General features: G+C 66.5%; 10 protein-coding genes. 6 read left to right on the forward strand and 4 right to left on the reverse strand.

The window, feature by feature from the left end:
* Positions 1–232: 232 nt before the first annotated feature.
* The 4 genes from VF542_RS10720 (at position 233) to VF542_RS10735 (ending at position 3982) form a co-directional block, all read left to right on the forward strand.
* Positions 233–715 (forward strand): SRPBCC family protein, encoded by a 483-nt coding sequence (locus VF542_RS10720; RefSeq protein WP_408651698.1) that lies wholly within the window; start codon positions 233–235, stop codon positions 713–715.
* A gap of 96 nt (positions 716–811) precedes the next feature.
* Complete coding sequence (locus tag VF542_RS10725; protein ID WP_408651699.1) at positions 812–1240, forward strand: SRPBCC family protein; 429 nt, start codon at positions 812–814, stop codon at positions 1238–1240.
* A gap of 352 nt (positions 1241–1592) precedes the next feature.
* Positions 1593–3095 (forward strand): FAD-binding oxidoreductase, encoded by a 1503-nt coding sequence (locus VF542_RS10730; protein WP_408651700.1) that lies wholly within the window; start codon positions 1593–1595, stop codon positions 3093–3095.
* A gap of 140 nt (positions 3096–3235) precedes the next feature.
* Positions 3236–3982 (forward strand): SDR family NAD(P)-dependent oxidoreductase, encoded by a 747-nt coding sequence (locus VF542_RS10735; protein ID WP_408651701.1) that lies wholly within the window; start codon positions 3236–3238, stop codon positions 3980–3982.
* A 280-nt stretch (positions 3983–4262) separates the two neighbouring features.
* Here the strand turns inward: VF542_RS10735 and VF542_RS10740 are convergent, their stop codons facing one another.
* From VF542_RS10740 to VF542_RS10750, 3 genes are read right to left on the reverse strand one after another with little or no spacing between them, the layout of a single operon-like run.
* Entirely contained in the window at positions 4263–4742 is a 480-nt protein-coding gene (locus VF542_RS10740) for a MarR family winged helix-turn-helix transcriptional regulator (protein ID WP_408651702.1), read from the reverse strand.
* Positions 4743–4800: 58 nt separating this feature from the next.
* Positions 4801–5097 (reverse strand): DUF2218 domain-containing protein, encoded by a 297-nt coding sequence (locus VF542_RS10745; RefSeq protein ID WP_408651703.1) that lies wholly within the window; start codon positions 5095–5097, stop codon positions 4801–4803.
* 6 nt (positions 5098–5103) lie between these two features.
* On the reverse strand, positions 5104–5958 hold the full coding sequence (locus tag VF542_RS10750; protein ID WP_408651704.1) for an SDR family oxidoreductase: 855 nt from the start codon (positions 5956–5958) through the stop codon (positions 5104–5106).
* 156 nt (positions 5959–6114) lie between these two features.
* Here VF542_RS10750 and VF542_RS10755 point away from each other — a divergent pair, with 156 nt between their 5' ends.
* The gene (locus VF542_RS10755) at positions 6115–7359 is read left to right on the forward strand and encodes an MFS transporter (protein ID WP_408651705.1); all 1245 of its coding nucleotides are present in this window, start codon (positions 6115–6117) and stop codon (positions 7357–7359) included.
* Positions 7360–7402: 43 nt separating this feature from the next.
* Here the strand turns inward: VF542_RS10755 and VF542_RS10760 are convergent, their stop codons facing one another.
* On the reverse strand, positions 7403–8155 hold the full coding sequence (locus VF542_RS10760) for an HAD-IA family hydrolase (RefSeq protein ID WP_408651706.1): 753 nt from the start codon (positions 8153–8155) through the stop codon (positions 7403–7405).
* A gap of 173 nt (positions 8156–8328) precedes the next feature.
* Here VF542_RS10760 and VF542_RS10765 point away from each other — a divergent pair, with 173 nt between their 5' ends.
* Complete coding sequence (locus VF542_RS10765) at positions 8329–9060, forward strand: flavodoxin family protein (protein ID WP_408651707.1); 732 nt, start codon at positions 8329–8331, stop codon at positions 9058–9060.
* Positions 9061–9098: the final 38 nt, after the last annotated feature.

A 9098-nucleotide genomic window follows, 5' to 3' on the forward strand; every position in this document is an offset into this window, starting at 1 on the left:
CACTAGGCACTAGGCACTAGGCACTGGCACTAGGCATTAGGCAGACCACATGTGGCCGGGATCCCACGCGGACCCGGCCACATGTGGTTTCTCGCGGCAGATCATCGGTGGAGTTGGTGCTTGCGTGACGCAATCCATGCCACTACCGTGCGTGCTGCACGTGTGACAGCCCGAATATGGCTCGCAGCGGCACGCGCGCCCGCTCCACCGTTCGGCTGACTCGAGGGAATCGATGAGTGATCGAAGCTTCACCACCGCCATCTCGGTGAGCCAGAGTCCGCAGCAGGCCTTCGACGCGATCAACAACGTATCCGGATGGTGGTCGGGGGAGATCGAGGGTGACACCAGCAGGGTCGGTGACGAGTTCCTCTACCGCCATGAGGAACTGCACCGGTGCAAGCTCCGGGTGACCGAGGCAGTTCCCGGCCGAAAAGTCTCCTGGTATGTGGTGGACAACTACTTCAGCTTCACCAAGGACAAGACCGAGTGGACGAACACCACGATCCAGTTCGAGATCTCGGCGAAGGCCGGCGGCACCGAGATCCGCTTCACCCACCTGGGTCTGGTTCCCGAGTACGAGTGCTTCGACGCCTGTTCCGACGGGTGGGGTTTCTATATCAACAGCAGCCTGCGGAACCTGATCGCGACTGGTGAGGGGCAACGGCAAGGCACCAGTCAGACAGGTACATCCGCTGAAGAAATGGCCACACAGTAGCTAGCGTGACAACCCGGACATACCACATTAGCTTGCATGATGCAAGCGCGTATGCTAAAGTTTAAATGTCGTTTGATCGCACAATGGGAGCGAAGCGTGAGCGAAGACAACTACACCACGAGTTTCACGGTGGACAAGAGCCCAGAAGAGGTCTTCGACGCGATCAATGATGTTCGCGCATGGTGGACCGGCAAGATCGAAGGCGACACCGACGAGCTTGGTGCCGAGTTCACGTACAGCTACGAGACGCTGCATGTGTCTACGCAAAAGCTTACTGAATTCATCCCAGGCAAGAAGGTCGTCTGGCACGTGGTGGACGCCAATATCAGTTTCGTCAAGGACACCACTGAATGGAAGGGCACGGACATCGTCTTCGACATCTCTGAAAAAGAGGGCAAGACGGAGCTCCGTTTCACTCACCTGGGCCTGAAGCCACAGATCGAATGCTACGACAGCTGCTCGGACGCGTGGGGCTACTACATCAACGGCAGCCTGCGGAACTTCATTGAGAAGGGCAAGGCTTAAGCCCATCCACCGTGGTCATGACGACCATGTGAGGGGCATTCACAATCATCGCGATCGATTCACCATGTCGTGATGCGGAAACATCATGGGTTGCAGGAGAGCAATCTTGAACAAGGCCTCCTGGGCCCTCGGCCGTATTCTTAGCGGCCGATGCGCGGCGTTATAGCCCTGTAAAAAGCGGCATTTCGTTGCGTTCATTCATCGGCTCAGCAACCCATGAGAGGAACACTTTATGGTGCAGGAGAACCACGGAGTAGCCCGGCGAAGATTTCTCGCCGGAGCTGCGGCAACTGTGGGCGGGGTAGCCATTGCAGGAGTCGCGGTACCTGCCGCGGCAGCACACGCCGATACGGTGACCGGGGCGGTCGGGGTCACTCCCGCCGATCCCCAGTACCAGGACATGGTGTTCGGTTTGAACACCAGGTGGACCTCGAACCCGAGTTCGGTCTACGTGGTAGACGCCCCCGGGCAGATCGCCCCCATCGTTCAGAGCGCCGTCAACAGCGGGAGCAGGCTCACCGTGCGAAGCGGCGGCCACTGCTTCGAAGACTTCGTCTACAACAGCGACGTCAACAAGGTCATCGACCTGACCAACATGAACAGGATCTACTACGACTCCTCACTGAACGGCATCGCCGTCGAGGCCGGGGCGATCCTGCTGGACGTCTACGAGAAGCTCTACCAGACCTGGGGCGTGATCCTGCCCGGAGGTGTCTGCTACTCGGTGGGCATGGGCGGTCACGTCGCCGGCGGCGGTTGGGGCTGGCTGGTTCGCCGTAACGGCCTGATCATCGACCACCTGTACGCGGTGGAGGTCGTGACCGTGGACGCCAGCGGCAAGGCCCGCACCATCATTGCCACGCGTGAGCAGTCCGACCCCAACCGTGCCCTGTGGTGGGCGCACACCGGTGGTGGCGGCGGTAACTTCGGCGTCGTCACGCGCTACATCTTCCGCTCGCCCGGTGCCACCGGCACGGACCCCCGCGGGCTGCTTCCGCGGCCGCCGGCCACGGTGCTGTCCAGCTTCACGCAGTGGAGTTGGGCCGACCTGGACCAGGCGTCGTTCAACCGGCTGCTTCTCAACTACGCCAACTACCACATCGCCAACAAGTCCCCGAGCAGCCCCACCCGCAACCTCGTGGGCCTGATCCAGATGTTCAACCGGACCAACGGCTTCATCCAGATGTACGTCGCGGTGGACGCGGCGGCGCCGAATGCCCAGCAGCTGCTGGACGATTACCTCGCCTACATCTTCGCCGGCGTGGTAGCACCGCAGTTCAGCGTGGCGGGCCCCACCCCCTGGCTGCAGTTCGCCAAGCAGACCGGCACCACCAACGTGCTGAACAACGACCCGACCCTGCGCGGTGAGTACAAGTCCGCGTACTTCAAGGCGGCTTTCACGCCGACTCAGCTCGCCGGCCTGTACAACGCCATGTCCCGTACGGACGTCGGCAACCCGAACCTCAACCTGGTGATCAGCCCGTACGGAGGCCTGACGAACGCCGTCGCTCCGTCGGCGACGGCCATGCCGCACCGCGAGGCGGCCTACAAGCTGCTCTGGCAGGCCCAGTGGAAGAGCCCCGCGGACGACGCCAAGAACATCGCGTGGGCAAGGGACACCTACCGGGACACGTTCTCCGAGACCGGTGGCGTGCCGGTGCCCAACGACGTCACCGACGGGTGCTACGTCAATTACGCCGACGCCGATTTGAGCGATCCGGCCTTTAACCAATCCTCGTCCAAGTGGTACGATTTGTACTACAAGGAAAACTACCGTTTGCTCCAAAGCGTGAAGAAGGCGTATGACCCGCGTAACTTCTTCCGGCACCGTCAGTCGGTGCAACTCCCGTCCTGATCGGACGGTAATTCAATGCCCGGCCCGCGCAAGAGGCTCTTTCGGGTGAGTGCGGGTCGCCCGCAGCCCTGCCACCCGGTGGCGCAAGCCACCGGGGGCAGGCTGTGACAGTTCCAGGTGACTGAACCGGAGAAGGATTTATGTCGATCACAGGTAAGACAATTCTGGTGACGGGGGCCAACCGGGGTATCGGAAAGGCGATCGTTGACGAAGCCTTGAAGAGAGGCGCGGAAAGGGTATATGCCGGCACGCGCCAGCCCCTGACCCACTCGGACGACCGCGTCACGCCCATCACGCTGGACGTGACCAACGCGGCGCACATCAAGGAGGCAGCCGAGCAGATCGGATCTCTCGACATCCTCGTGAACAACGCCGGCATCGTGGGCTTCGACGACCTGAGCGATCCCGCCGTGATCGAGCAGATGCTGGCCGTCAACTTCTGGGGCGTCTACAACGTCACCCAGGCCTTCCTCCCGAAGCTGATCAGCTCCGGCGGGGCGCTCGTCAACAACATCACGGTGAACGCCTTCGCCGCCTTCCCGCTCGTTCCGGCCTACTCGATCGCCAAGGCCGCCACGTTCAACATGACGCAGTCGCTGCGGGGGCACCTGGCTGGCCAGGGCGTCAGCGTGCATGCCGTCATGACCGGTCTGGTGGACACCGACATGACCAAGGGCTTCGACGTGATGGCGAAGGACTCCCCGGAGACCGTCGCCCAGGGGATCTTCGACGGCTTGGAGAAGGGCGAGGACGAGATCTTCCCCGACGCCATGGCAAAGCCGCTGGAAGAGAGCTGGCGCAACGGTGGCGGCAAGGAACTCGAGCGCCAGTACGCCGCGGTGGCAGCCCAGATGATGGCCCAGATGGCCCAGGGCCAGGCTTCGTAAGTAGAAACGGCGCGGCGGCACATCTGCCGCGCAGCAGCTGAACAACATCGATGGGGGACGGCGTCCGCACGCGTCGCCTGTGCCGTTACCGCGGCCAGGGCGCGTTCGGCGCCGGCCCCCCGTTGACGTATGCAAGGGCGCCGTCGTTACCGGCGATGGTTACCGGCGAAACGCAGCTGTCCAGCCATTGCTGTCCGGTCAGGATTTGCTGTGCGGTCAGACCGCTGTGCGGTCAGATCGCTGTGCGGTCAGATCGCTGCCCGGTCAGATCGCTGTCCGGTCAGATCGGAAGGTTGCCAAGCAGCTTGCGCGCAAGGTGGCCGAGCTGATCGATCTCGTCGGTGGTGAGGGCGTCGAAGACGAGCCGGCGGACTTCGGCGACATGATCGGGAGCCGTCCGCTCCAGCAGCTGTCGGCCGGCGTCGGTGAGCTGCGCGAGCTGGCCGCGGCCGTCGCCACTGGCGGCGCACCGGGTCACCCAGCCGCGGGCCTCCAGCGCGGCGACGGCATGCGACAGCCGGCTGAGCGAGACGCCGGTCGCGCGCGCCAGCTCACCCATCCGCAGCTGCCGGTCCGGTTCTGCCGAAAGCATCGCGAGCAGCTGGTAGTAGACGTGGCTGATGCCGGCGTCCTCGCGAAGCTGGCGATCCAGGGCCTGCGGCAGCCGGGTCACCAGGGTGATCAGCGGCAGCCACGCAGCCATCTCCTCGGAGGACAGCCATCGTGGCCGAAGCTCGCCGCCATCCTCGGCCCCGGCCATCAGGCGGCCGGGATCGTCGCGTCGGCTACGGCGGTGCTGCCCAGCGTGGTGGCCACGGCTACTCCCCGGTGCCGCGGGTCCAGCGGACGGCGAGTTCGTTGCGAGCGCCGAAGCGCTCCAGGTGCCGGCCGAGAACGTCTTCGACAACCGCGACGGCGGTGGGGTCGTCACCCGCGGCGGTGAGGGTGAGAACGCCGTCGCCGACGATGATCTGCCCGGTGGCGGCGCCGATGGTCGTGCCGTCAGTGCTGAAGCGCAACTTGCGGCCGAGGTGGGCAACCAGCTGCTTCGCGTACCGAGCCGGGTTGGCAGTGACGACGTCGGCCCGGGAGGACACGGCGGGGTGGGTGGTCATGACGGCTCAGCCGAGAAGGTGCTTGACGGCGCTGTTCAGGTCGGTCGCCGGCCGGCCCAGCAGGCGCTCCAGGTCGGTGACCGGAACGTCCAGTTCGCCGGCTGCGGCGCCGCGCTCGAGAGCGGTCACGAAACCTGCGGTGCCCGGGTCCAGACCGGCCGCGACCAGTCCCGCCTCGTACTCCTCGAGGGTCACGTTGCGGTAGGGCAGCTCGCGTCCGACCGCCGCGGAAATCGCCGCCGCCAGCTCGCTCATGGTGAAGGCCGGGCCGCCGAGCTCGTACACGCCCGCGGCCGCGTCGCCGACCAGGGCGGCGGCGGCAGCCTCGGCGTAGTCCGCACGCGGTGCGGCCGCGATCCGCGCCTCACCGGTCGCGCCGAGAACGGCGCCCATGGCGAGGTACTGGTTCACCTGGTCGGTGTAGTTCTCCAGGTACCAGGAGTTCCGCAGCAACAGCGTCGGGATCCCGGACGCTCGCAGCAGCGCCTCGGTGGCGCGGTGCTCCACGCTCAGCGGCATCGAGTTCTCCTCGGCCCGGGCGATCGAGGTGTACGCGATGCGCGAGATCCCCGCGTCCTGCGCGGCTTGCACAACATTGCGGTGCTGCCTCTCGCGCTGCCCGACCTCGCTGCCGGAGACGAACAGCAGCCGGTCGACGCCGGCGAAGGCGGTGGTCAGTGTCTCGGGCACGTCGTAGTCGGCGACCCGTACTTGCACGCCCCGCTCGACGAGCGGCTGCGCCTCCGCCTCGTCCCGGACGACCGCGATCACCTGGTGAGCGGGTACGGCGCGATCGAGCAGCGCGAGCACGGCGAGGCGGCCGAGGTGTCCGGTCGCACCTGTGACGGCGTAGGTTGGCATGAGCGGCATCCTATAGAGTAGTTGAAATCTCAAGCAATACTTACACCGGAACTCCCTTGAGAGCTCAGCTATTCCGCCGCGGTCCTGTCAGCCGTGGTCGACGCCTGCCCCCGGTGACCTCACGACCCGACGACCTTCTCCGGAGCCCTCCCCGTCATGCCGTCCACGCCCGCCGTTCCCGTCGCCGCTCCGCCCGTCCAGGTGGTACGCGCTGGCGTCCGTGGCACCTATGTCGCCTTCATCGGCTCGGGATTCGCCTTCGCCAGTTGGGCCTCGCGCATCCCGCAGGTGCGCGACCGCCTGCAGCTGTCGCCGGCAGAGCTCGGTCTGGTGCTGCTCTGCATCGCCGCCGGTTCGCTGCTCGCGCTGCCGCTGTCCGGATCGGTGGTCCATCGATTCGGCTCCCGGCGGACCGTGGCGGGAATGGCGGTACTGCTGGCCATCGGACTGGCGACCGTCGCCTTGGGCTATCTGGCAGGCCTCGTCCCGGTCGTCGTGGGATTGTTCCTGCTCGGCTTCGCCAACGGCGCCTGGGACGTCGCCATGAACGTCCAGGGCGCGCTGGTCGAGCGCCACCTCGGCCGCTCGATCATGTCCCGGTTCCACGCCGGCTTCAGCCTCGGCACGGTCGCGGGAGCCCTGGTGGGCGCGGCCATGGTGGCCCTGCAGGTACCGGTCACCGCACACCTGCTCGTCGTCACGGTCCTCACCGGGCTCGCCGTACCGTGGGGTGCCCGGGCCTTCGTCGACGACGCGGCCGGCATCTCCGAGCACCAGGAGCAGGCCGGCCGGCGCAGCGCGCTCGCGGCCTGGCGAGAACCGCGCACGCTGCTGATCGGCGTCTTCGTACTGGCCTTCGCGTTCGCCGAGGGCACCGGCAACGACTGGATCAGCATTGCCATGATCGACGGCTACGGCACGCCGGCCGCGGTCGGCACCCTGGCGTTCGCGGTGTTCCTGTCGGCGATGACGCTCGGCCGCTGGTTCGGACCAGGGCTGCTCGACCGGCACGGCCGGGTGCCGGTCATCCGGGTCCTCTCGGTCCTCGGGATCGCCGGGACGCTGCTGTTCGTCTTCGCGCCCGCAACGCCGCTGGCCTTCGCCGGCGCCGTCCTCTGGGGCATCGGCGTCTCGCTCGGGTTCCCGGTCGGCATGAGCGCGGGGGCCGACGAGCCGCAGTACGCCGCCGGCCGGGTCAGCGTCATCGCCTCCATCGGCTACTGCGCCATCCTGGCCGGACCGCCCACCGTCGGGTTCCTCGGCGACCACATCTCCGTACTGCGTGCCATCACCGCGGTCGCGGTCCTGCTCGGCCTGGCCGCGCTCATCACCGCGGTGGTCACCCCGCCGGCGCCCCGGGATCCCGAGCGGCCCAGGAACGCCAGCCGAGCGGTCGGGTAGGGCCATCCTCAGCGGCGACCGCGCCGACGGGGGCCGACCCGGATCAGCGGTTGGTGCGCGGTGACCGGCTGAAGGCCTCGTCCACGGCATCGGCGAACTCGGCCATCGAGCCGAACTCCAGGCTGTAGCTCCAGTCCTCGGTGGGCTGCTTGGTGGCTCCCCAGCCCGGCCGGTCGTGACGGCGGTTGATCCAGACAGAGGGCAGGCCTTCCCGCTTGGCAACCACGTGGTCGTGGAACAGGCTCTGCGCGACGTGCAGCAGTTGACCGCGGTCGATGCCGAGGTCGGTCAACGTCGCGTAGAGGGCGCGAAAGTGGTTGTCGGCCGGCTTGTACCCCCCGACGTCCTCGGCGGTGATGATGGCGGCGAAGTCGCCGCGAAGCTGCTGGTTGCTGCCGGCGAAGCCGTCGCGGTGCACGTTGGAGACGATGATCAGCTTGTAGCGCTCGGCAAGTCTGGCCAGGGCGCCCGCCGAGTCGGGGAACGCCGGCCAGTCGGGAACCGAGTTGCCGAGCCGCTGCGCCCACTCATCGCTGACCCGGCGACCGAGGCCGTTTCCGGCGCGGCGGAAGGCGGCGGCCAGGACGTCGGGATAGCGCGCCGTGGGGGTCTCCCGCTCGACGGCTGCCTCGTGCTCTGCGTAGCCGCGGAGCAGTTCCTCCTCGCTGACGTCGAGGCCCTGCTCACGGGCCCATGGGGCCAACACCGCGGCGATGCCCGATTCCCAGTCGATGAGGGTGCCGTAGCAGTCGAAGCTCAGCGCCTTGAACCGGGCCAGGTCGAAGTCGGAGGTCATGTCTGGTGTTCCTTTGCGGTGGGGCCGGGCCAGGGGGTCCGATAGGTCGGATAGTTTTGAAGTAGAACTCTGGCAAAGAAGAACTCTGCCAGGTCGAGGAATGCGACGCTGCAACCTACCGGCGGCCTAGGGTTCGACCGTCACGTCAGTCCGAGGCAACCGGAGGGGTCCAGATGGACGACAGCAAGCCCCAGTTCTCCGACCTGAGCGCGCTGTTCATCAATACGACCCTGACCCGGTCGCCGGCAGCCAGCCATACCCAGCTGCTGATCGAGGCCAGTGCCGACATCATGACCAAGCAGGGGGTGTCCGTCGATCAGTTCCGGGCGGTCGATCACGACATCGCCAGCGGGGTCTACCCCGACATGCGCGAGCATGGCTGGGCGAGCGACGAATGGCCCGAGCTGTTTCCGCGCGTGCTGGCCGCTGACATCCTGGTGATCGCCGGGCCGATCTGGCTGGGTGACAACAGCAGCGAGACCAAGAAGATCATCGAACGGCTGTACGCCCATTCCGGTGAGCTGAACGACCGCGGGCAGTGGCTCTTCTACGGCCGGGTCGGCGGCTGCCTGATCACCGGCAACGAGGACGGCATCAAGCACTGCGCGTCCAACGTCCTGTACAGCCTTCAGCACATCGGCTACAGCGTCCCGCCGCAGGCCGACGCCGGCTGGATCGGCGAGGCGGGGCCCGGCCCGAGCTACGGCGACGAGTTGCCCGACGGCTCCCGGGCCGGCCTGGACAACGATTTCACCAACCGCAACACCACGTTCATGACCTGGAACCTGCTGCACCTGGCCGCGATGCTCAAGCGCGCGGGTGGCTTTCCGGCCTACGGCAACCAGCGCCGTGAATGGGACGCCGGCACCCGCTTCGACTTCACCAACCCCGAGTACCGCAGCTGAAGGACGGCTGCCGGGCACCCGTGGTGGGTCCTCTGGCC

Origin of the sequence: Jatrophihabitans sp. (assembly GCF_036389215.1) — a bacterium.
GTDB lineage: Bacteria > Actinomycetota > Actinomycetes > Mycobacteriales > Jatrophihabitantaceae > Jatrophihabitans_A.